Consider the following 21,429-nt stretch of genomic DNA (forward strand, 5'->3'; position numbering starts at 1 on the left):
CAGAGTATCCTTCTTTTAGACCCATTACAACCGTGTCAATTTCTTGATGCTTCGCTTTTTAGCGTTTACGGAGAGGCATGTTCATGACAAGAGGTCTTCATCGGCCCGACGAGTTCCGAGACAACTGTGGTTTCGGCCTGATCGCACACATGGAAGGGCAGTCCAGTCACCACCTTCTGGCCACGGCCATTGAATCGCTGACCTGCATGACGCACCGCGGCGGCATCAATGCCGACGGCAAGACCGGTGACGGCTGCGGTTTGCTGCTGGGGATGCCGGTAGAGTTCATGCGCGACGTCGCCCGCGAGTCGCTCAAGGCCGAGCTGGGTGACAATTTCGCCGTGGGCGTGGTGTTCTTCCCCGACGACGAGCGTGAAATGACGGCGCGGGGCGTTGTCGAGGAAGAACTCGCCGCCCGAGGCCTGACGTTTCATGGCTGGCGTGATGTGCCCGTGGACTCAAGCGTCTGCGGCCCGCTGGCGCAGTCCTGCATGCCGCGCATTCGTCAGATGTTCGTATCACCGGCACAGAATCGTGATGGTGACCTCGACTTCAATGTCGATCTCTACATGGCGCGCCGCTATGCCGAGCAAAGGCTCAAGAGCGAACAGGAGTTTTACGTCTGCTCGCTCTCTTCAAAGGTCGTTTCCTACAAGGGTCTGATGATGCCGGCGGATCTGCCGACCTTCTATCACGACCTGGGCGATGAGCGCATGGAGACCTCGATCTGCGTCTTTCACCAGCGCTTTTCGACCAATACGGCACCGCGCTGGCCGTTGGCCCAGCCGTTTCGCTTTCTGGCCCACAATGGCGAAATCAACACCATCGAGGCCAACCGCAGCTGGGCCAATTCGCGCAAGGAAAACTTTGCGACCGAGCGGCTGAAAGATATCGAAGGGCTCGAGGAGGTCGTCAATACCACGGGTTCCGACTCATCAAGCATGGACAATATGCTCGAGCTTTTGCTGACCGGAGGCATGGAACTCTACCGTGCCGTGCGCCTGATGGTGCCGCCGGCATGGCAGAACGTCGAGACCATGGACAGCGAGCTGCGCGCCTTTTACGAATACAACTCCATGCACATGGAGGCCTGGGATGGCCCGGCCGGGATCGTGTTGACCGACGGTCGCCATGCGGTGTGCATGCTGGATCGTAACGGTCTGCGGCCGGCCCGCTGGGTAATCACCGACAACGGCTATATCACGCTCGCCTCGGAAATCGGCGTATGGAACTATCCTAGCGGATCGGTCGTGGCCAAGGGCCGTGTGGGTCCGGGGCAGATTCTGTCAGTGGATACCCATACCGGCGAGGTGCTGCATACCCGCGATGTTGATGACAAGCTCAAGCGCGCTTATCCCTACAAGCGCTGGTTGAAGGAAAATGCCCACTATCTGGAATCGGCACTGACCGAGCTGGCGCAGTTCCAGGCCGTGGATGAGGGCCAGCTGCTGGCGATGGAAAAGATGTTCCTTGTGACCAACGAGGAACGAGATCAGGTGCTGCGGCCGCTGGCCGAAACCGGTCAGGAAGCGGTTGGCTCGATGGGTGATGACACGCCCATGGCCGTGCTTTCTCGCCAGCCGCGGCTTCTGAGTGACTTTTTCCGTCAGAAGTTCGCTCAGGTCACCAATCCACCGATCGACCCGCTACGTGAAGCGATCGTCATGTCGCTGGAAACCTGTCTGGGTGCCGAGCGCAGCGTCTTCGAGGTCACGCCCGATCATGCTCACCGCCTGATTCTGACCACGCCGGTGCTGTCACCGCGCAAGTTCACGGCGCTGACCGAACACGATGATCCGGTCTTCGCCAGCTGCCGCCTGCCGATGATGTACGACAGCGAATCGATGAGTCTGAAAGAGGCCATCGTGCATCTGCGTCAGCAGGCCGAAGAGAGCGCGCGTGCCGGCTGTGTGGTGCTGGTGCTCTCCGACAACGGGCTGGAGAAGGGACAGCTGCCGATTCATCCGGCGCTGGCCGTGGGTGCCGTGCACCAGCATCTGGGCCGTCTGGCCCTGCGTCCGCGCGTCAACCTTGTGGTCGAAACCGGCTATGCCCGCGACGCCCACCAGATGGCGGTGCTCTTTGGCGTGGGCGCCACGGCGGTCTATCCGTGGCTGGCCTATCAGACCATGGCGGACATGTACCGCACCGGTGAGCTGACCGGCAACCCGGCAGACGGGCGTGAAAATTATCGCCGCGGCCTGCAGAAGGGGCTGTTCAAGATTCTCTCCAAGATGGGCATCTCACACATCGCTTCCTATCGCGGCTCGCAGCAGTTCGAGGCGGTGGGGCTGTCGTCCGAGATCATGGATCTATGCTTTCACGGCATGGCCTCGCGTATCGAAGGGACCGGCTTTGCCGAGCTGCAGCTGCAGCAGGAACTGCTGGCCCGGGATGCCTGGACGGCGCGCAAGCCGATCCGCCAGGGCGGTATCTATCGCTACGTGCACGGTCACGAATACCACGCCTACAACCCGGATGTGGTCAAAAAGCTGCAGGAAGCCGTGCAGGAAGGCAGTTACGAGAAATGGAAGGTGTTTGCGGCGCTGGTCAATGAGCGTCCAGTAGCGACCATCCGTGACATGCTCAAGCTCAAGCCCGGTGCCGAGCCGATCTCGATCAATGAGGTCGAGCCGGTCGAAAACCTGCTGCCGCGTTTTGACAGTGCCGGCATGTCGCTGGGCGCACTCTCGCCTGAAGCGCATGAATCGCTGGCTCAGGCCATGAACGAGGCGGGCGGTCGTTCCAACTCCGGTGAAGGCGGTGAAGACCCGGCGCGCTATGGCACGATTCGCTCCTCCAAGATCAAGCAGATCGCCTCCGGGCGCTTTGGCGTGACGCCGGCCTATCTGGTCAACGCCGAAGTCATGCAGATCAAGGTCGCTCAGGGCGCCAAGCCCGGCGAAGGCGGACAGCTGCCAGGTGGCAAGGTCAATGCGCTGATCGCCAGGCTTCGCTACGCCGTGCCCGGGGTGACGCTGATTTCGCCGCCGCCGCACCACGACATCTATTCGATCGAGGATCTGGCTCAGCTGATCTTTGACCTGAAACAGGTCAATCCGGCCGGTCAGGTGTCGGTCAAGCTGGTCTCCGAACCCGGCATCGGCACCATTGCCACGGGTGTGGCCAAGGCCTACGCCGATCTGATCACGGTGTCAGGCTACGATGGCGGTACGGCGGCAAGCCCGCTGACCTCGATCAAGCATGCCGGCTCTCCCTGGGAGCTGGGGCTGCCCGAGGTGCATCAGGCGCTGCGCATCAATGGCATGCGCGGGCGAATTCGCCTGCAGACCGACGGCGGTCTCAAGACCGGTCTGGACGTTATCAAGGCCGCGATTCTGGGCGCCGAGAGCTTTGGCTTTGGCACCGCGCCGATGGTGGCGCTGGGGTGCAAGTACCTGCGTATCTGCCACCTCAACAACTGTGCCACCGGTGTTGCCACCCAGCATCAGGGCCTGCGTGACGAGCATTTCCGCGGCACGGTGGATATGGTCAAGAACTACTTCCGCTTCATTGCCGAAGAAGTGCGCGAACTGATGGCCATGCTCGGCGTTCGCCAGCTGACCGATCTGATCGGACGGGTGGATCTGCTCGAGAAAATCGAGGGCGAGACTCGCTCTCAGCGCGCGCTCGAATTCGAATCGCTGTTGCACAACGACTTCGTACCGGACGATGCACCGCAGTTCTGTCAGGTCGAGCGCAACGTGCCCCACGATGGCGGCGAGAAGAATCTCGAGATCATGGATCTGACACGTGAAGCGCTCGAGGAGCAAAGTGGCGGCGAGTTTCATCTCACCACCACCAACTGTGACCGTTCGATCGGTGCGACGCTGTCGGGCGCCATTGCCAAGCGCTATGGCGAGGCAGGCCTTGAGGACACGCCGATCACGCTGCGCCTCAAGGGCGTGGCCGGTCAGAGCTTTGGCGTGTGGAACGCTCGCGGGCTCAACATGTATCTCGAAGGCGATGCCAACGACTACGTCGGCAAGGGCATGAACGGCGGCAGGCTGATCATTACTCCGCCGAAGGACAGTCGTTTCGAAAGTCGCCATACGGCGATCATCGGCAACACCTGTCTGTATGGCGCGACCGGCGGCACGCTGTATGCCGCGGGAACGGCCGGCGAGCGCTTTGCGGTACGCAACTCCGGAGCCTTTGCGGTCATCGAGGGTGCCGGCGATCACTGCTGCGAATACATGACTGGCGGTGTCGTCACGGTGCTGGGCAGGACCGGACTCAATTTCGGGGCAGGCATGACCGGCGGCTTTGCCTTTGTACTCGATCTGGATCGCGAGTTCGTGGATAGCTACAACCACGAGCTGGTCGAGATTCAGCGCGTCAACACCGAGTACATGGAAGCCTATCGGCGCTATCTGCGTGAAACACTCGAGGCGTATGTTGCTGAAACCGGGTCCGCCTGGGGTCAGGAAATTCTTGAGGATTTCACCGAATTTGTCCGCTATTTCTGGCTGGTGAAGCCCAAGGCTGCAAGCCTTGGAAGCCTTCTGGCCGAATCCCGCCGCCGGCCCGAGTGAGGAGTGAATTCAAATGGCAGAACAGCTCTCCAACGATTTTCAGTTTATCGATGTGGGTCGCCAGGACCCGAAAAAGAAGGAAGCGCACCTGCGCGTGCAGGAGTTCGGCGAGATCTATGAAGAGTATCGCCCGCGTGACGCCGCAAGTCAGGCGCACCGCTGCCTGCATTGTGGCAATCCGTACTGCGAGTGGAAGTGCCCGGTGCACAACTACATTCCCAACTGGCTGAAGCTGGTCACCGAGGGGAATATTCTGGAAGCCGCCGAGCTTTCCCACCGCACCAATTCGCTGCCGGAAGTGTGTGGTCGCGTCTGTCCGCAGGACCGCCTGTGTGAAGGCGACTGTACGCTCAACGACGGCTTCGGGGCGGTGACGATCGGCTCGATCGAGAAATACATTACCGACACCGCCTTTGCGATGGGCTGGCGCCCGGACATGTCCGGCGTTGAATGGACCGACAAGCGCGTGGCGGTGATTGGTGCCGGTCCTGCAGGTCTGGGCTGCGCCGATGTGCTGGTGCGCAACGGGGTCAAACCGGTGGTCTATGACCGCTACCCGGAAATCGGCGGGCTTTTGACCTTCGGCATTCCCGAGTTCAAGCTCGAAAAGCACGTCATGCAGCGCCGTCGCAAGGTGTTCGAGGAGATGGGCGTTGAGTTCCGCCTGGGCGTCAACATTGGCACCGATGTCGCGATCACCGAGCTGCTGTCGGAGTTTGATGCTGTCTTCATGGGCATGGGCACCTACAAGTACATGGAAGGGGGCTTCCCCGGCGAGCAGCTCGACGGCGTCTACAAGGCGCTGGATTATCTGATCGGCAACGTGAACCATAACCTTGGCTTTGCCAGCGCTGACTTTGATTTTGTCTCGCTCAAGGGCAAGCGAGTGGTAGTCCTTGGCGGCGGCGATACGGCGATGGACTGCAACCGTACCGCCCTGCGTCAGGGCGCCGATGAGGTGACCTGCGTCTACCGTCGCGATGAGGCCAACATGCCCGGTTCGCGTCGCGAGGTGAAAAATGCCCGCGAAGAAGGCGTCGAGTTTCTCTTCAATCGCCAGCCCATCGCCGTGGTCGGCGAAGACGGCAGGGTCGAGGGCATCAAGGTCGTGCGGACCCGCATGGGCGACCCGGACGAAAACGGACGCCAGCGTGCCGAGGTGGTGCCGGACTCCGAAGAGATCATCGAGTGCGAAGCGGTAGTCGTGGCGTTTGGCTTCCAGCCTCATGAGGTGGACTGGTACAGCGACCATCGCGTCGAGATAGATGACCGCGGTCGTGTGCTGGCTCCGGAGCAGGGCGACATGGAAATGCAGCGCTTTGCCTATCAGACCGGCAACGAGAAGATCTTTGCCGGCGGCGATATGGTGCGTGGCTCGGATCTGGTCGTCACGGCCGTCTTTGAAGGTCGTCAGGCTGCGGAAGGCATTCTGGACTATCTACAGGTCTGATCAGGGCCCGGCAGTTCGGGGGCGTCGGCACGTGCCGACGCCCCTTTTTATTTTGAATCCGGCCGGGGTTGTCCCCATGTTGGTGGTATATGCGCCGCCAAATCTATACAGTGGCGCCCCTCGCAATACACCGCAATGAATCGAGCAAGGGTAAAAACATGATCAGACTGGAACGCAATATTCTGGATCAGGCCAACAATCATATGCGTGAACTGGAAGATCATGTCATGGGCAACAACGACGGTGATCAGAACAAGGCGCTGGAGACCAGCAGCCAGCTCAAGGCACTGCTGGCATTGGCCGAGATCCGCGACAGTGGCATGTCCGATGAGTGTGCCGGCATGCTCGAGGAAATTGAGCGCCGCTCGAAGCTGGTCATTTCAAAGCTTGATGACAGCCGCCTGAGCATCTAAAGGTTTTGATCGGTTTTTTAAAACGGGCGCCCTGCGACCAGGGCGCCCGTTTTGTGTTCACAAGAATGATATATTTTCAGATATCGCCACATGCTTCAGAGGGCAGGCCGATATCGAAAGGTTCATATGGTTGCAGGGAGACGTCATGGCGGTGGTGTTTAAAACGTGTGGCCCGGCGGATGCCTTGAAGGTTGCCGATATTGGACGCGAGACCTATCGACAGACGTTTGAAGGGCTTTATGCCCCCGAGGTCATGACGCAGTACCTCGATCGTGCCTTTGCCCCTGATGTTGTGGCAGGAGAGCTTGAACAGCCGAAGTCAGCCTTTTGGCTGCTCGAGGTTGATGATCAGGTCGCAGGCTATCTCAAGATGAATCAAGGGGACGCCCAGACCGAGTCTCAGGAAGAGGATGGCATCGAAATCGAAAGGATTTACCTGCTAAAGGCCTTTCAGGGGCGTGGGCTTGGGCGGAGGTTGTTTGACAGGGCGATCGCCTTTGCCCGGTCATCCGGTAGCCATTTTGTCTGGCTGGGCGTATGGGAAAATAACCACCAGGCCATCGGGTTTTATACGTCCATGGGATTTGAAATTACAGGTACCCACGACTTCCACATGGGCGAGGTCGTGGATACCGACTACATCATGCGCCTGACGCTTTAGCCCGCGGCAGGCACATGGCTACAACGGCGAGGCTCAGGCAATCTCGATGCGGCCCTTGAGGGTTTCTTCGCTCTGTTCTGACGTGTCGGCCAGCACCTGGCGTGCCTCATTGAGCTTGTCCGGGTCCATGTTGAGCTGCAGCACCCCCTGGACCCTGGCGTCCTTCAGGTAATACACGACCCCCTGCTCTTGAGGCATGGCCCAGTCCTCGATGGTGTCGAGTGAGCTGTCGAGCGTGCCGACGGCCTTGTAGGCCATGTCGAACACGGTAGAGTAGAAATACGGCGTGTGGTCGTAGGTTTCACTGCTGCCGGCCATGATATGGCCTACGGTGATGCCGGACTGGTTGGCGTGATCGACGTGCTCGATGCGTCGACGGCCCAGAATCCGATCTGGATAGCAGGCCACGTCACCAGCGGCGAAGATATGCTCATCGGCGGTCTGCAGCCGCTCGTTGACGACCACACCGCCATCCACTTCAAGGCCAGCGTTTTCTGCAATTTCGACATTGGGTGTCACGCCCAGCCCGAACACTACGGCATCGGCTTCCAGTGTACTGCCATCATCGAGTGACAGGATCACGTGATCCCCTTGGACCCGGCCGGTATCCACGCTACGCCCGCCAAGCAGTTTCACGCCCTGATCCAGATAGGTCTGATGGAAACGACTGGCCAGCGACGGTGGCAACATCTTGCCGCCCAGCACCTCTTCGGTATACACCAGCGTGACCTGCGTGTCGTTTTGCACCAGCGCGGCGGCAATTTCGGTACCGATATAGCTGCCACCCACCACCACGATATGGCGCTGATCGCCCGACAGCTCGCGCAGGCGGTCATAGTCGCGCACGGTGCGAAAATAGAGCACGCGATCACCGGCAGGCAGGTCTTCAAGCGTCACGGGCGCACCGCCGGTGGCCAGCAACAGCTTGCCGTAGCCGTGCACTTCGCCCGAGGCCGTGGTGACGGTCTTTTCATCGCGATTGATGCTCTTTACGCGCGTATCGGTATGGAGCGTGGTGTGATCATCCTCTTCCGGTGTCATCCAGATCTTGTCGTAGGTGAAATCGGGATCGGTCCAGAGCTTCTTGGACAGGGCCGGACGCGTCACGGGGCCGTCGGGTTCGGCGCCCAGAATGGCGATACTGCCCGTTTTATCGTGCTCGCGAATACCATTAACGGCGTTGGCGGCCACCATGCCGCCCCCGATGATCAGATAATCATGGCGTTGCATATCGACTCCCTGTCATGCGTTGAGTGGGCACCGGCGTCCAGCCAGCAGCCCGATGTCTCAAGCGTAGTTCAGGACGGGCGGGGCTGTCGGGTAACCCTTCGACCTGGATCAGACCGGGCGGGGCATCAGCCCGTTCATGACGATGGTCTGAATATTGCTGATGGCCGTTTCCAGAAAGGCTGGGTCCTCAAGGGTGCTTCCGGAGATGGCCTCGATCTGCACGGCAAAGTCGGCGTAGTGCTGGGTAGTGGCCCAAAGCATATAAAACAGGTGCCACGGATTGATCGGAGCGATATCGCCACGCGCGATCCACTGCCCGATCACCCATGCCTTTTCATCGACCAGCACCTGCAGATCGCCTTTCAACAGATCACTCAGGTGCGGTGCACCCTGTACCATCTCCAGACAGTAAAGCCGCGAGGCCTCGGCATGATCGCGGGAAAGTTCCAGCTTGAGGCGAATGTAATGGCGAATGGCGGGCAGGGCATCGGTATCCGGCTGCAGCGCCTGAAAGGGCGCGATCCAGAGATCGAGCATGTCGCCGAGCACGGCGGTATAGAGTGCTTCCTTGGTCGGGTAGTGATAGATCAGGTTGGTTTTGGAAACGCCGGCACGCTCGGCCACCTGATCGAGGCTGGTGCCATGCAGGCCAAAGCGCGAGAAAAAGTGCAGGGCGGCCTGGCGCATGCCGGCCCGGCGTTGCTCGATGGCTCCGCGACGCTTGCGGTTGGCAGGCACTGCCTTCAAACGGGTCTGGTCATCACTCATTGATGCGTCATCATCATCGCTTGCAGGAACTCCAGGATATCAGAGGTTATCCCCCCATGGCTTTCCCCCTGAAGAATGCTTCAGTTTTTATACCGTTGTAAAAGGAGATAGGTCACTGTTTTGAAGCATATGCTTCGCTGTCGTGCCTGCGATCAGGCAGGTCTGTCATGGCATGCCGAATGCAGGACGTCCTGTCGCTCGATCCTTCAGGGAGTAAGGCGCGGGAGCATGACACCATCATGGAGCAGCATCCAGTCGCCCGGGACGGTAGAATGCGCGCCAAATGGCATCCGATGACAAGGCTGGAGTAGACAAGCAATGGCACAATCCTGGTTTCCACGCTGGCAGCCGGCCGACGCTGGCAAGGGCGGGCTGGTCGCGCCCGATGAGCGCCTGAGTGCCGGCCAGACGCTGGTCATGGGCGTTCAGCATGCGGTGGCCATGTTCGGCTCGACCGTGCTGGCGCCTTTATTGATGGGCTTTGATGCCAATCTGGCCATTTTGATGTCCGGTATCGGCACCCTGCTGTTCTTTGTAATCGTGGGCGGGCGTGTGCCGAGCTATCTGGGCTCGAGCTTTGCCTTTATCGGCGTGGTGATTGCGGCGACCGGTTACGCCGGCAGTGGTGGTAATCCCAATATTGCTTTGGCGCTGGGCGGCATCATCGCCTGCGGCGCGATCTATGCCGTGGTGGGCCTTGTGGTCATGGCACTGGGCACTCGCTGGATCGAGGTGCTATTGCCACCGGTGGTCACCGGGGCGATCGTCATGACCATCGGTCTCAATCTGGCGCCGGTGGCAGTGTCGAGCGTGGCTGACTCCTCATTTGACAGTGTCATGGCGCTGGTGACCATCCTCTGCGTCGGACTGGCCGCGGTATTCACCCGCGGCATGCTGCAGCGGCTGTTGATTCTGGTCGGGCTGGTGGCGGCCTATATCATCTATGCCGTAGTCACCAATGGTCTGGGCTGGGGCACGCCGATTGACTTCTCGGTGATCTCGCAGGCGGCCTGGTTTGGCCTGCCGACCTTCACGACTCCCGAGTTCAGCGCCCATGCGATGGTGTTGATCGCGCCGGTGGCGGTGATTCTGGTCGCCGAAAATCTGGGTCACATCAAGGCCGTCGGTGCGATGACCCAGCGTAACCTTGACCCTTATATCGGCCGGGCCTTTGTGGGCGATGGTCTGGCGACCATGTTGTCCGGGTCGGCCGGCGGTACCGGTGTCACCACCTATGCCGAAAATATCGGCGTCATGGCGGTGACCCGCGTCTACTCGACGCTGATCTTCGTTGCCGCCGCCGGCTTTGCGATTTTGCTGGGCTTTTCGCCACGCTTTGGCGCGGTTATCCACACCATCCCCGGGCCGGTACTGGCCGGTACCTCGATTGTTGTGTTCGGTCTGATTGCCGTGGCCGGCGCGCGCATCTGGATCGAAAACAATGTGGATCTGGGTGATAACGCCAACCTGATCGTGGTGGCGGTGACGCTGGTCCTGGGTGCCGGAAATTTCTCGTTGAGTCTTGGACAGTTCACGCTTGATGGCATCGGCACCGCTACCTTCGGCGCGGTCATTTTGCATGCCATTCTGCGTCGCGGCCCAGCGCGCAGGACGCTGGAAGGCGGTCACTGATCTACTGTCTGGTGGCCCTGTCATGCGCCTGGCATGACAGGGCCATGTCGTTATCACCACCGATGCTTTCGTTTTCAGGGACCGTTCACGTTAGGCTTGTGTCATGACTGTCACAAGCGAGGGCGCTGCATGAACGAACAGCCGGATGATGAACGACCGCTGGCCATGACGCGCGAGGTGCTTGAAGCTGATCGTCTGCGTGCCCATTACGAGCAGCACCACCCGCAGGAAGCGTTGCTGTCCAACGAGGCCTTTCGCGACTCGATCAATGAGATGCTCACCCATCGACCGCCATGTGCCGAGCAGATCGACGGCGTGTATCTGTTCGCCTATGGCTCGCTGGTGTGGAATCCGTGTATCGAGATCGAGGAGCGCCGGCGTGTGCGCCTTGAGGGCTACCATCGCGACTTCTGCCTGAATCTGGAGCATGGTCGTGGCACGCCCGAGTGCCCCGGGCTGATGCTGGCACTGGTGCCCGGCGGAGATAGTGAAGGCATGGCGCTGCGTATTCGGGAGCAGCATCTGGAGCATGAACTTTTACTGGTCTGGCGGCGCGAGATGTTGACCGGTGCCTATATGCCGCGCTGGGTGACGCTTGCCACCGATGAGGGCGAGCTACCGGGCATTGCCTTTATCGCCAATCCTGACCACCCGCGCTATCTGCCCGGGCTTTCGGATGCTGACATCGTGGGTCGGTTGTCCAGAGCCACCGGGGTGCTGGGGAGCTGCCTTGAGTATCTCGACAACACGGTCGCGGGGCTGCGTGACCTGGGGATCGAGGACAGCTACCTGGGGCGACTTCAGCGCGCCGTGCACGCCTGTCATCGCACGGCACGCACCCGTTAGAGTCTGTGCATATTTATCGCAGATCGTGCGATTTCCTGCTGTACTTGCCAGTCATGGCCATGGATTTCTGACCCCGGAGCGTGAATGAAAAAGCCGCAGACCCTTTCGTTTCAGGACGATGGCAGTATTCCCAACAGCCGCTATCCCGCGCTGCTCTATCGTGGTCTGACTGCAGAACACGGCCGGTCACTGGTGGAAACGCTCGAGGCGCTGTTTGAACAAAACGACTGGCCCGTTCAATGGCGTGGCGGGGTGTTCGATTACCACCATTTCCACAGCACGGCTCATGAGGTGCTGGGCGTTTATGACGGTGCGGCCACGCTGCGTCTGGGTGGCGAGCAGGGTGAGGATATTGAGGTCAGCGCCGGTGATGTGATCGTGCTGCCGGCGGGTACCGGCCACTGTCGTATCAGCGCCAGCAACGATTTTGCCCTGACGGCCGGATATCCGCGCGGGCAGGGTGACTGGGACATTTGCCGAGGCAGTGACAATACCCCTGCCATTCGTCAACGCATCGAAGCTGTACCCAGACCGGCACTGGACCCGGTGGCGGGTGACGCCGGCGGTGTGGTTGACGACTGGGTTTGACGCCCATTGATCGCGCGCTGTCGGTGTGAGGCAGCGCTGGTTCACTCCAGGAGGATACGCCGTTGACGGACGAGCATCGCCAACGCGCCAGCGTAGAAGATCGTGATACGCACGACAGCAGTGCCATCGTGTTTGAAGGGGTCACCAAGCGCTACGGCGATGGCACGGTGGCGGTCGAGTCGCTCGATCTGACCCTGCCGGCCGGAGAGTTGACCGTGCTGGTTGGCCCTTCGGGCTGTGGCAAGACCACCACGCTTCGCATGATCAACCGGCTGGAGACGCTGAGTGACGGGCGGCTTTTGATCGGTGATCGGGACGTGATGTCGGTGGATGCCACCCGGCTGCGCCGCCAGATCGGCTATGTCATGCAGCACTCGGGACTCTTTCCCCACAAGACGATTGCCGACAATATTGCTGTCGTGCCACGTCTTCTGGGCTGGAACAAAAAGCGCATTCGCGAACGCGTCGCCGAGCTGGTTGAGCTGGTCGGTCTCGATGATGCGCTCACCTCGCGCTATCCGCATCAGCTTTCCGGCGGCCAGCAGCAGCGCGTGGGGCTGGCGCGGGCGCTGGCTGCCGACCCGCCGATTCTCTTGATGGACGAGCCCTTTGCCGCCGTCGATCCCATCGTGCGTACCCACCTGCAGGAGGAGTTTTTGAGTCTGCAGCGGCGGGTGCAAAAGACCATCGTGATGGTGACCCACGACATCGACGAGGCGATGAAGCTTGGTGATCGTGTGGCGATCTTTGCCCAGGGTGGACAGCTTGCGCAGTTTGATACCCCGGCACGCCTGCTGTCGGCGCCGGCCAGTGATTTTGTGGTCGATTTTATCGGTGCCGATCGCGAGCTGCGGCGCCTGGCGCTGGAGCGTCTGGACTGCCTGGAGCTGGACGCCGGACTGACAGCGCCGCGTGATGAAATCGTTGCGCGGGCGCGCAGCTATCTTCAGCAGGCCGGCAGCAGCGGTATCGTGGTACTCGACGAGCAGCGCGCGCCGCTGGGCTGGCTGGACTGGGACACGATCAAGCAGGCCGATGAACGGGCACGGATTGACTCCCTGCCTCTCAAACCGTGGCGCCATCGCCTTTATGTGCATGACAACCTGCGCAGCGCGCTCAATGCTCTGATCAGTGCGCCGGGCGAGGTCATGCCGGTGCTGAACGCTGAAGGGCGCTATCTGGGGGTGATTGATCAGCTGCAGCTGACAAGGCGGCTGTCATGAATTGGGAATGGGTGGCGTCCAACAGCCATCAGATTACGGCGGCGCTGTTGCAGCATGTGCAGCTGGTCGGGTTGTCACTGCTGTTCGGCTTTCTGATCGCCTTCCCGCTGGCGCTGATGGCGGTGCGCTGGCCCAGGCTTTACGGCCCGTCACTGGCTGTCACCGGAGTGATGTTTACCATTCCCTCGCTGGCACTGTTTATCCTGCTGATGCCCTTTACCGGGCTTTCAATGGCCACTTCGCTGATCGGGCTGACGCTCTATACGCTGTTGATCCTGTTTCGCAATATCGTTCAGGGGCTGCGCGGGGTGTCGCCCAGCGTGAGGGAAGCGGCGCGAGCGCTGGGCTACACGCCGGCCCGTCGTCTGTTTGCCGTGGAGCTGCCCATTGCCCTGCCGGTCATCGTGGCAGGCATCCGCATTGCGGCGGTGACCATCATCGGCATGGTGACGGTCACTGCCCTGATTGGACAGGGGGGACTGGGTCAGCTTTTCATCACCGGTTTTACCCTGAGCTTTGCCACGCCGTTGATCATCGGCTTTGTCCTGTCGGTGGCACTGGCGGTGGCCGTGGATCTGGCGCTGGTGGGCATCCTGTACTGTCTGACGCCGTGGCAGAGGGGGGTGCGCTAGATGAACAATGATGTCATGACGCTCATGACGCTCATGACCGGGGTGATCGACTTCTTCTCCCAGCCCATGAACTGGCAGGGGCCGGGCAGCATTCCCGATCATATTCTTGAGCATGTCACCTACGTGCTGATCTCGACGCTGATCGGTGCCGCCATCGCGCTGCCCATTGGTATCGGGCTGGGGCACAGCGGTCGCGGCGGGCTGCTGGCCATCAATATCTCCAATATCGGGCGTGCCATTCCGGCCTTTGGCGTCATCATTCTGGTTTTTCTGCTGGCGGGCTATGGCGTGATTCCGGTGATCGTGGCGCTGGTGGCGCTGGCCATTCCGCCCATGGTGACCAACAGCTTTGTCGGCATGCGTGAAGTCGACCCGGCCGTGCGCCAGGCCGCCATGGCACTGGGGATGACCGGCTGGCAGCGGCTGTGGCAGGTGGAGCTGCCGATCGCCATGCCACTGATCATGGCCGGCGTTCGCACCTCGGCAGTCCAGGTCATGTCAACGGCGACACTGGCCGCCTATGTGGGCCTGGGTGGACTGGGCCGCTATCTGATTGATGGCCTTGCCGTGCGTGATCTATCCCAGGTGCTGGTCGGTGCCATTCTGGTGGCTGTGCTGGCCGTAATGACCGAGCTTTTGTTTGCCGGTCTCCAAAAGCTGATCACGGCCAAAGGGTTACAATAACGCAGTGATGACAATTGTCAGGTGCACGACGCGCCGGTCTGGGCCAGAATCGATAGGGCCGATGATGAACACAAGGGAATGCACATCATGAAAGGGACCATGAACATGAGTCGTGGATGGAAACTGGGGCTCGGCGCGCTGGCGCTGGCAGCCCTTGCCGGCTGCTCCGGCGGCGACGAGGACAGCGCGGACAACAATGCCGCACAGAACGATGACAGTGATCAGGCCACTGTGACCATCGGGTCGACCAATTTCCCCGAGCAGCTGATTCTGGCCAACATCTATGCCGACGTCCTCAAAAATGACGGGGTCAACGTCAACACCCGTCTCAATCTGGGTTCACGTGAAGTGGTGTTCCCCGCGCTGACCAACGGTGAGATCGATCTGCTGCCGGAGTACTCAGGCGCATTGATGACCTACCTTGATCAGGACGAGGCGCATGCCGATGCGCGCAGCAATGACGATGTCATGGCGGCACTGCGCAGCATACTGCCTGATGGCATCGAGGCGCTGGAAGCTTCGCCGGCCGAGGATCGCGACGCGCTGGTCGTCACGCGGGAAACGGCCGATCAATACAACCTCAAGACCTTCTCTGATCTGGCACCGGTCTCTGGTGAGCTGACCCTGGGTGGGCCGCCGGAGACGCGTACGCGTGATGTCGGCATCCCCGGGCTCAAGCGGGTCTATAACATCGAGTTTGCCAACTTCCGCTCGCTGGATGCCGGCGGGCCGCTGACCCGTGGGGCGCTGGCCAATGGCGACATCGACGTGGCGCGCATGTTTTCTTCTCAGGGGGCGATTGCCGAAAACGACTGGGTCGCGCTCAAGGATGACAAGAATCTGGAGCCCGCCCAGAACATCGTGGCCGTGGGTCGCAGCGAGGCCTTGAATGATGAAATACGCGCGTCTCTCAATCGTGTGTCAGAGACGCTGACCACCGAAGATCTGCAGGCCATGAACCACCGTGTCGAGATCGACAAGGCTGATCCGGCGCAGGTCGCCAGCCAGTGGGTCGATGAGCACATGAACAGCGACCAGCAGAGCACCAATTAAGCTTCGACCCCTCTCAACATCCTGCTGACAACGCCGCCCCTCGGGGCGGCGTTTTGGTGTCTGTGCGTTTGACGCGTTTCGAGGCCGCACCGTCATCGGCCAAAAAAACACCAGGTTGCACCACGCACAAGGAAAAAAACGCACCGTTGCAGGCAAGGGGACAGAAAAAACACCACGGCGGGATCTGTCACGCTGACACACAGATGGCGACAGTGCCCAGCACGCTCTGTCGACCCCTTGTTTGACGATATGCAGCCACAACGCTCAAGCGTTCAGGAGGTGATATGCAGCTCAACGATCCGCGCCTTTTCCGTCAGCTGGCCTATGTCGACGGGCAATGGATGGCCGGCCGCAGTAATCACGATGAGCCCGTACTGGACCCGGCCAACGGCGAGATTCTGGGATATTGCGCGCTGCTGGACGCCGAGCAGATCACTGGTGCCGTGACCGCCGCCGAGCGTGCCTTTGCCGGCTGGCGGGCGCTGTCGGTGGATGAACGTGGCCGGCTTTTGCAGCGCTGGTATCAGCTTCTTCACGAACACCGTGAGGATCTGGCGCATCTGATGACGCTTGAGCAGGGCAAACCGCTACGTGATGCCCGCGGCGAGGTGGATTACGGCGCCAGCTTTATCCAGTGGTTTGCCGAAGAAGCGCGTCGTGCCTATGGCATGACGATCCCCAGTCATATTCCCAATGCCATGCTGGGCACCCTCAAGGAGCCGGTGGGCGTATCGGTGATGCTTACGCCCTGGAACTTTCCGCTGGCGATGATCACCCGCAAGGCCGGCGCGGCGCTGGCGGCCGGTTGCCCGGTGATCGTCAAGCCGGCCAACGAGACACCGTTTACGGCACTGGCGCTTGCCGAGCTTGCCGAGCGTGCCGGCATTCCACCGGGCGTTTTCAACGTGGTCACCGGCGAGCCTGCTACGGTCTCCGAGGTGCTGTGTACCGATACCCGGGTTCGCTCGGTCTCGTTTACCGGTTCCACGCGCGTTGGCAAGCTCCTGATTCGTCAGAGTGCCGGCAGCGTCAAGCGCATGTCGCTGGAGCTGGGCGGTAATGCGCCCTTTATTGTCTGTGAGGATGTGGATGTCGACGAGGCCGCTCGCGAGGCGGTGGCGGCAAAGTTTCAGACGGCCGGTCAGGACTGCCTGGCCGCCAACAGGATCTTCGTCCACCGGCGCATTTATGACCGTTTTCTGGAACGTTTTGCCGTACACATGAAGGCGCTCCGGGTCGGCAGCGGCATGATGGAGGTCGATATCGGCCCGCTGATTCACCGACGCGCGGTCGAGGCGGCGCAGGCCATTGTTGATGACGCTCTGGCGCAAGGGGCTCGTCTGATGGCGGGCAACCAGTCGATGGCACCGGGGGCCAACTTCTTCATGCCGACGCTTCTGGCCGACATTACCCCGGAGATGCGCGTGTTCCGCGAGGAGACCTTCTCGCCGGTGGCAGGTGTGTGTGCCTTCGATGACGACGAGGCGGTCGTGGCTGCGGCCAACGACACCGAATACGGGCTGGCCGCCTATATCTACAGCAACGATGTCAAACGCATCTGGAAAATGATGCGCGGGCTCGAGTACGGCATGGTCAGCGTCAATACGCTCAAGATGACCGGTGCGCCGATTCCCTTTGGCGGAGTCAAGCAATCCGGGCTCGGTCGCGAGGGCGGTGCCCAGGGTCTGGAGGAGTATCTGGATACCAAGTACTTCTGCCTGGGCAACATGCCGGGCCCATCAGGCAGCTGATCCCGACGTGTCTTGAAGCGTCATGGCACATGCTCCAGAGTAAAGCGGTTCCAGAGTGAACCTTCAGGCAGCATGTGCCTTACCGACCGGGAGTGTCATGATCAACCGCGCAACCCCCCAAAGTGCCGTGACCCTGCACGATATCTACCTTGCTCGTGCCCGAATCGCGGGACAGGCGGTGAGAACGCCGCTGGTGAAGTCCGTTTCGCTCTCCGAGCGTTTCGAGGCCGAGGTCTATCTCAAGCTCGAGACCCTTCAACCCAGCGGCGCCTTCAAGCTGCGTGGCGCGCTCAACGCCATCGCTGCACTGGACGAGGCGACGCTTGAGCGCGGTGTGACCACGGCCTCGACCGGCAATCACGGCCGAGCGGTGGCCTGGGCGGCGTCCCGGCTGGGCGCGCGTGCCATCATCTGCGTCTCCGGCCTGGTACCGGCCAACAAGGTGGCCGCCATCGAGGCGCTGGGCGCCGAGGTACGCACGGTCGGGCGCAGTCAGGATGATGCCTTCGTGGAGGCACGCCGACTGGTAGCGGAAGAGGGCATGACGCTGATCGAGCCCTTCGATGATCCGCTGATCGTGGCCGGACAGGGCACCATCGGTCTTGAGCTGATGGAAGATGTGCCCGAACTCGATCGGGTGCTGATTGGTCTCTCCGGCGGCGGACTGCTGGGAGGCATTGGCCGCGCCGTGCGCGGGATCAATCCGCGGGTTCGCGTCACCGGTGTGAGCATGATGTACGGGGCGGCGATGATCGAAAGTCTGGCTAACGGCCATCCAGTTGAGGTTGAGGAGGTCGAAACGCTGGCGGACTCGCTGGGTGGCGGCATCGGGCTCGACAATCGCTGCACCTGGTCGCTGGTACGTGAGGTGATGAGCGATCACCATCAGGTCAGTGAGCGCGCCATTGCCGCGGCCATGGTGCACTTTCTGGAGGTCGAGAAGATGCTGGTTGAAGGCGCGGCAGTCGTGGGGCTGGCAGCGCTTGAGGAGCATGCCATTGATATTCGCGGTGAGAAGGTGGCACTGATCGTTTCGGGCAACGGTGTGGATATGGCCACCTGGCAGCGTGCCAGAGGCATGACTGACACTTGAACCATCACGCAACACAGGAGACAGGTGGGCATGGAGCTTTATCACCGCACGCAGATTCAGGACGTCGTTGGGCTGGATCAGTCTGCGCTTGAAGCCGTGGAAGCCGGCTTTCGCGCGCTTGGGCAGGGAGAGGTGGTACAGCCGCCGATTCTCTCCATGGCCATCGAAGAGTCCAATGGTGAGGTTGACGTCAAGACCGCCCATATTCGCGGCAATGACCGCTTTGCCATCAAGGTCAGCCCCGGGTTTTTTAATAACCCCTCGCTGGGTCTGCCAAGTCTCAACGGGCTGATGATTGTCTTTTCGGCCAAAACCGGGCTGGTTGAGGCGGTGCTCTTTGACGAAGGCTATCTTACCGATATTCGCACGGCACTGGCCGGTGCCATTGCGGCAAAGCATCTCTCGCGTCAGGACAGCCGGCGCGCGACCGTCATCGGCGCCGGGGTTCAGGCCGAGCTGCAGATCGCCGCACTCAAGCTGGTGCGGGATATCGACACCGTCGATGTCTGGGCACGGGATACTGACCGCGCCGAGGCGTATGCCGTGCGGATGCGTGAGCGCTTTGAAGGGCTCACCGTCCATGTGCATGGTGACCTTGAAAGCGCCTGCCGCGAGGCGGATGTAATCATCACCACCACGCCGTCGAAATCGCCGCTGCTCTACGCCGATCACTTGCCTGCCGGTGTGCATGTGACGGCCATGGGCTCGGATAGCCCGGAAAAACGCGAACTGGACGCGTCGGTGATGACGCGTGCCGAGATATTCGTGGCCGACACCCGTGCCCAGAGCGAAACCAACGGCGAACTCAAGGCCTGGGTCGATGGGATAGTTCCGTTTGAGATTGTCGAGCTTGGAAAGGTGATCGCCAGCGGACAGTCGCCGCGTATCGGTCGTGATCAGATCACGGTGTGTGATCTGACCGGCACCGGCGTGCAGGACACGGCCATTGCCGGGTTTGCGCTGAAAAGGCTGGTGGCGGGACTTCGACAGCAGAATAGCCCCGGCGGTCGGGACGTCAGCTGAAGTCGGTATCCGACGGATCAGGCCGTAAACGATCGTGTGGCAAGCCAGTCAAGGAACACTCGCAGGCGCGGCGACAGCTGACGGTTTCGTGGGTAGAGGGCAACGACCGGAGATGGAGCCGGAGCGTAGTGGGTCAGCACCTCGATGAGCCGTCCGGCGGCAATGTCGGCGGTCACGTGATAGCGCGGTACCTGAACAAGACCAAGCCCCAGACGTGCGGCGTCGACCATGGTTTCGGCGCCAGTTGTCACAAAGCTCGTCGGCAAGCGTCGTGTCACGATCTGACCATTGACCATCATTTCCAGATCCATGGGCGCCCCGGTTTTTGATGACAGGAAGGCCACAACGCGATGACCTTCCAGCTCGTCAGGGGTCAAGGGTAAACCGTAGCGTTCCAGATATGCCGGTGCAGCGACGATGGTCTCTGGCAACACGCCCAGACGCCGAGCGATGAGATCGCTGTCAGCTGGTTCCGTGACGCGTACGACACAGTCGACACCCTCTCGAATCAGATCAACCAGCCGATCGCCCTCTGACATGACGAGTTCAAGCTGCGGCTGGGCGCGAAGAAAGTCCGGCAGGGTCGGCAGCAGGAAATGACGTGCCAGCGTGCCATGAACATCCACTCGAAGCCTGCCTTTTACATCGCCGCCGGCAAAGGCGGCTTCAGCATCCTCGACCTCGCCGACGATCGCAAGACAGCGCTGATACCAGGCCTCGCCGTCCAGAGTGGGCGCAACGACCCGGGTAGTACGATCCAGCAGGCGAACGCCCAGTCGCGTCTCCATGTGCCTGACGGCGTCGGAAATCGTCGAGGCCGGCATGCCAAGGCTTTCAGCCGTGCGCCGGAAGCTGCACGTTTCCGCCACGCGAAGGAAGATACGCATCTCGTCAAAACGATCCATTGTACGATTTCTCCGAATACTCATGTCGGCAAAATGACGTTTATGCGGTCATGACGGCGTGCCATTCTTGGATCAGTAGATCCGCGGGCACGTCCGATAGACAAAAGGAGAGTATTCCATGACCGAACAAACCCTGAGAACCGCTTTGGTGACCGGCGCCTCCCGTGGGATCGGTGCCGCCATCGCAAAACGTCTGGCCGCAGACGGCTTCAACGTGGTGGTCAACTACTCGGGCAGTGAACAGACGGCATCCGAGGTGGTGGCGGCCATCGAGTCGGCAGGTGGGCGAGCCGTTGCGGCAAGGGCTGACGTGTCTGATCCACAACAGGTGGCACGACTTTTCGACGAGAGTGAAGCGATTTTTGGCATACCGAGCGTGCTAGTGAACTCTGCCGGCGTCATGCAGCTTGCGCCGCTGGCCGAAAGCGATGATGCGCTGTTCGAGCGGACCATTGACGTCAACCTGAAAGGCTCCTTTCTGACAATGCGTGAGGCGTCGCGCCGGATGGCCGATGGCGGAAGAATCGTCAATCTCTCCACGTCCGTGGTGGGGGCGAAGCTGCCGACCTATGGCGTTTACAGCGCGACCAAGGCCGCCATTGAGGTCATGGGGGATGTGTTGTCGAAAGAGCTTCGGGGACGCAATATCACGGTCAACGCCGTGGCGCCCGGGCCAACGGCAACGGATCTGTTTCTGGATGGCAAGACCGACGAGCAGATCGAGACGCTGGCGAAGGCCAATCCACTTGAGCGGCTGGGCCAGCCGGAAGACATCGCCAGTACGGTCTCGTTTCTGGTCGGCCCGGAGGGTGGCTGGATCAACGCGCAGACGCTGCGGGCCAATGGTGGCATGGTGTAAGCCCGGCTTTTTGTTGCGGCCAGCCATGATGCCCTCCAGGACAAGGACGTATCGGGCCGGCACGTGATATTCACTGGCGCAGC

At 60.9% G+C, this 21,429-nt stretch carries 18 protein-coding genes; 15 read left to right on the forward strand and 3 right to left on the reverse strand.

The window, feature by feature from the left end; translation table 11 throughout:
* The first annotated feature begins 83 nt into the window (after positions 1-83).
* The 4 genes from gltB (at position 84) to B9H00_RS12745 (ending at position 7,059) form a co-directional block, all read left to right on the forward strand.
* Entirely contained in the window at positions 84-4,535 is a 4,452-nt protein-coding gene (gene gltB / locus B9H00_RS12730) for a glutamate synthase large subunit (protein ID WP_086901871.1), read from the forward strand.
* A gap of 13 nt (positions 4,536-4,548) precedes the next feature.
* The gene (locus B9H00_RS12735; RefSeq protein ID WP_086900953.1) at positions 4,549-5,985 is read left to right on the forward strand and encodes an FAD-dependent oxidoreductase; all 1,437 of its coding nucleotides are present in this window, start codon (positions 4,549-4,551) and stop codon (positions 5,983-5,985) included.
* A 158-nt stretch (positions 5,986-6,143) separates the two neighbouring features.
* Positions 6,144-6,398: a hypothetical protein gene (locus B9H00_RS12740; protein WP_086900954.1), complete on the forward strand. Its 255-nt coding sequence runs from the start codon at positions 6,144-6,146 to the stop codon at positions 6,396-6,398.
* Positions 6,399-6,543: 145 nt separating this feature from the next.
* Entirely contained in the window at positions 6,544-7,059 is a 516-nt protein-coding gene (locus B9H00_RS12745) for a GNAT family N-acetyltransferase (protein ID WP_086900955.1), read from the forward strand.
* Between the two features lie 33 nt (positions 7,060-7,092).
* On the opposite strand, the gene B9H00_RS12750 is transcribed toward B9H00_RS12745, so the two are convergent.
* Positions 7,093-8,289 (reverse strand): NAD(P)/FAD-dependent oxidoreductase, encoded by a 1,197-nt coding sequence (locus B9H00_RS12750; protein WP_086900956.1) that lies wholly within the window; start codon positions 8,287-8,289, stop codon positions 7,093-7,095.
* Between the two features lie 108 nt (positions 8,290-8,397).
* The gene (rutR, locus tag B9H00_RS12755) at positions 8,398-9,057 is read right to left on the reverse strand and encodes an HTH-type transcriptional regulator RutR (protein WP_086900957.1); all 660 of its coding nucleotides are present in this window, start codon (positions 9,055-9,057) and stop codon (positions 8,398-8,400) included.
* Positions 9,058-9,375: 318 nt separating this feature from the next.
* On the opposite strand from rutR, the gene B9H00_RS12760 reads away from it, so the two are divergent.
* From B9H00_RS12760 to B9H00_RS12805, 10 genes are all read left to right on the forward strand, one after another.
* Positions 9,376-10,689 (forward strand): solute carrier family 23 protein, encoded by a 1,314-nt coding sequence (locus B9H00_RS12760; RefSeq protein WP_086900958.1) that lies wholly within the window; start codon positions 9,376-9,378, stop codon positions 10,687-10,689.
* Between the two features lie 129 nt (positions 10,690-10,818).
* Positions 10,819-11,535, forward strand: a complete 717-nt coding sequence (locus B9H00_RS12765) for a gamma-glutamylcyclotransferase (protein WP_157663220.1) — start codon at positions 10,819-10,821, stop codon at positions 11,533-11,535.
* Between the two features lie 84 nt (positions 11,536-11,619).
* Positions 11,620-12,123, forward strand: coding sequence for a cupin domain-containing protein (locus B9H00_RS12770; RefSeq protein ID WP_086900960.1), 504 nt, complete (start codon positions 11,620-11,622; stop codon positions 12,121-12,123).
* A gap of 62 nt (positions 12,124-12,185) precedes the next feature.
* A complete protein-coding gene (locus B9H00_RS12775; protein WP_174678727.1) occupies positions 12,186-13,346 on the forward strand; it encodes an ATP-binding cassette domain-containing protein in 1,161 nt (386 codons plus the stop codon).
* Positions 13,343-13,978, forward strand: coding sequence for an ABC transporter permease (locus B9H00_RS12780; RefSeq protein ID WP_086900961.1), 636 nt, complete (start codon positions 13,343-13,345; stop codon positions 13,976-13,978). Before B9H00_RS12775 ends, B9H00_RS12780 begins: the two co-directional genes overlap by 4 nt.
* On the forward strand, positions 13,979-14,662 hold the full coding sequence (locus B9H00_RS12785; protein ID WP_236944277.1) for an ABC transporter permease: 684 nt from the start codon (positions 13,979-13,981) through the stop codon (positions 14,660-14,662).
* A gap of 87 nt (positions 14,663-14,749) precedes the next feature.
* Positions 14,750-15,715, forward strand: coding sequence for an ABC transporter substrate-binding protein (locus tag B9H00_RS12790; RefSeq protein WP_086901874.1), 966 nt, complete (start codon positions 14,750-14,752; stop codon positions 15,713-15,715).
* A gap of 284 nt (positions 15,716-15,999) precedes the next feature.
* On the forward strand, positions 16,000-17,466 hold the full coding sequence (locus B9H00_RS12795) for an NAD-dependent succinate-semialdehyde dehydrogenase (protein ID WP_086900962.1): 1,467 nt from the start codon (positions 16,000-16,002) through the stop codon (positions 17,464-17,466).
* 97 nt (positions 17,467-17,563) lie between these two features.
* A complete protein-coding gene (gene eutB / locus B9H00_RS12800; RefSeq protein WP_086900963.1) occupies positions 17,564-18,559 on the forward strand; it encodes a hydroxyectoine utilization dehydratase EutB in 996 nt (331 codons plus the stop codon).
* A gap of 30 nt (positions 18,560-18,589) precedes the next feature.
* Positions 18,590-19,582, forward strand: a complete 993-nt coding sequence (locus B9H00_RS12805) for a cyclodeaminase (RefSeq protein ID WP_086900964.1) — start codon at positions 18,590-18,592, stop codon at positions 19,580-19,582.
* A 17-nt stretch (positions 19,583-19,599) separates the two neighbouring features.
* Here the strand turns inward: B9H00_RS12805 and B9H00_RS12810 are convergent, their stop codons facing one another.
* A complete protein-coding gene (locus B9H00_RS12810) occupies positions 19,600-20,487 on the reverse strand; it encodes a LysR family transcriptional regulator (protein ID WP_086900965.1) in 888 nt (295 codons plus the stop codon).
* A gap of 118 nt (positions 20,488-20,605) precedes the next feature.
* Between B9H00_RS12810 and B9H00_RS12815 the strand changes: the two genes are divergently transcribed.
* The gene (locus tag B9H00_RS12815) at positions 20,606-21,346 is read left to right on the forward strand and encodes an SDR family oxidoreductase (protein WP_086900966.1); all 741 of its coding nucleotides are present in this window, start codon (positions 20,606-20,608) and stop codon (positions 21,344-21,346) included.
* The last annotated feature ends 83 nt before the right edge of the window (positions 21,347-21,429 follow it).

This window comes from Kushneria marisflavi (genome assembly GCF_002157205.1).
GTDB lineage: Bacteria > Pseudomonadota > Gammaproteobacteria > Pseudomonadales > Halomonadaceae > Kushneria > Kushneria marisflavi.

Excerpts from the sequence above, each read along its gene's own strand:
- gltB (WP_086901871.1), top strand. The coding sequence starts at position 84 with ATGACAAGAGGTCTTCATCGGCCCGACGAGTTCCGAGACAACTGTGGT.
- B9H00_RS12805 (WP_086900964.1), top strand. The coding sequence starts at position 18,590 with ATGGAGCTTTATCACCGCACGCAGATTCAGGACGTCGTTGGGCTGGAT.
- B9H00_RS12815 (WP_086900966.1), top strand. The coding sequence starts at position 20,606 with ATGACCGAACAAACCCTGAGAACCGCTTTGGTGACCGGCGCCTCCCGT.
- B9H00_RS12765 (WP_157663220.1), top strand. The coding sequence starts at position 10,819 with ATGAACGAACAGCCGGATGATGAACGACCGCTGGCCATGACGCGCGAG.
- B9H00_RS12785 (WP_236944277.1), top strand. The coding sequence starts at position 13,979 with ATGAACAATGATGTCATGACGCTCATGACGCTCATGACCGGGGTGATC.
- B9H00_RS12750 (WP_086900956.1), bottom strand. The coding sequence starts at position 8,289 with ATGCAACGCCATGATTATCTGATCATCGGGGGCGGCATGGTGGCCGCC.
- B9H00_RS12735 (WP_086900953.1), top strand. The coding sequence starts at position 4,549 with ATGGCAGAACAGCTCTCCAACGATTTTCAGTTTATCGATGTGGGTCGC.
- B9H00_RS12770 (WP_086900960.1), top strand. The coding sequence starts at position 11,620 with ATGAAAAAGCCGCAGACCCTTTCGTTTCAGGACGATGGCAGTATTCCC.
- B9H00_RS12740 (WP_086900954.1), top strand. The coding sequence starts at position 6,144 with ATGATCAGACTGGAACGCAATATTCTGGATCAGGCCAACAATCATATG.
- B9H00_RS12780 (WP_086900961.1), top strand. The coding sequence starts at position 13,343 with ATGAATTGGGAATGGGTGGCGTCCAACAGCCATCAGATTACGGCGGCG.
- B9H00_RS12790 (WP_086901874.1), top strand. The coding sequence starts at position 14,750 with ATGAAAGGGACCATGAACATGAGTCGTGGATGGAAACTGGGGCTCGGC.
- rutR (WP_086900957.1), bottom strand. The coding sequence starts at position 9,057 with ATGAGTGATGACCAGACCCGTTTGAAGGCAGTGCCTGCCAACCGCAAG.
- B9H00_RS12810 (WP_086900965.1), bottom strand. The coding sequence starts at position 20,487 with ATGGATCGTTTTGACGAGATGCGTATCTTCCTTCGCGTGGCGGAAACG.
- eutB (WP_086900963.1), top strand. The coding sequence starts at position 17,564 with ATGATCAACCGCGCAACCCCCCAAAGTGCCGTGACCCTGCACGATATC.
- B9H00_RS12795 (WP_086900962.1), top strand. The coding sequence starts at position 16,000 with ATGCAGCTCAACGATCCGCGCCTTTTCCGTCAGCTGGCCTATGTCGAC.
- B9H00_RS12760 (WP_086900958.1), top strand. The coding sequence starts at position 9,376 with ATGGCACAATCCTGGTTTCCACGCTGGCAGCCGGCCGACGCTGGCAAG.
- B9H00_RS12745 (WP_086900955.1), top strand. The coding sequence starts at position 6,544 with ATGGCGGTGGTGTTTAAAACGTGTGGCCCGGCGGATGCCTTGAAGGTT.